The organism is Oleiphilus sp. HI0128 (genome assembly GCF_001635365.1).
In genome coordinates this window covers 1-1,044 of sequence record NZ_LWGG01000191.1, presented here as the reverse complement: position 1 = coordinate 1,044, position 1,044 = coordinate 1, and the positions used below count along the sequence as shown (strand labels likewise).

Genomic DNA, 1,044 nt, shown 5'->3' with positions numbered 1-1,044 from the left:
TCCTGGTTTGCACCGGCACGTAAGTAATCTAATGAAAAATCAATAATTTTGGGAAATTTCAAAGTCGACTGAGATACCAGCAAATACATAGCACTAGACAATTCCATAAAGCCACCAATGACACCACCATGAATTGCGGGAAGAATAGGATTACCAATATTGCCTTCCTTCTGATTTAACTTAAAGGTTAGCTCTCCTCTATCATCCAGGCATTCAATGCCAATCAATTGCGCATAAGGAATAGCTGAGGTCAGTATCTTGTAGTCGCTCTTGTCGCGCGCTTGTATCACCGAATCTTTAAAATCTTCGGGCAGAGAAACCTTGCCAATATTCTTTGATTGATAAACAGGAATATCTTTCGTCATCACATCTAAGGAAGGAATGCCCTTCTCGCCCATACGCATAAAGGTTGCGACACAATGCGCCACAGTCCGGTCAATCTGATAAGCCTCACACTTCATAAACAAGATATTGTTGGTTGAACGGTAGCAGCTTGCTCTCGCGAATACTGACTGCCCCGGTTTTGCCTGGCGCATATAGTCAACACGCAAATCTAGTGTTGGGCAGAGTTCAAACTCCGGCATTGCACATAGCACACCGGCACCTGCGGTCGTATCCATCAAGGTGGTAATCGCACCACCATGAATAACCCCTGAATCTGGGTTACCGATAATCTTCTCGCTGTAAGGCAATTCTAGTATCAGCTCGTTTTCTCTTGCAGAAACAACCTTAATACCCAACTCCTGGCACTGAGCCAATACGCTTACAAAGCTTTCGACTTGGGTAAACAACATGGTTTCGTCTCTCATTCATTCTCTCACAATCAGCGTTACATAATTTAGCTGGGAACGCTTATTCTAGTTAAGCATAAAATGTCAGCTCCTNATCAGCTAACATATTTGAAGCGCCGAAGTATAACCAATGTCACACTTTTTAAGAAATGTAATTAATCAGGAGATTTCCACCTAGCATCCTATTTATAACAATAGTAATTACTCATTTGCTATTGAAAAGAGTGAATCCATTAGCGCAAAATTGACTTAC

At 41.9% G+C, this 1,044-nt stretch carries 1 protein-coding gene; it reads right to left on the bottom strand.

Annotated elements, in window-relative coordinates:
• A partial coding sequence (locus A3763_RS29400; protein WP_068759860.1) for a PaaI family thioesterase occupies positions 1-809 on the bottom strand: 809 nt, incomplete at its 3' end.
• Positions 810-1,044: the final 235 nt, after the last annotated feature.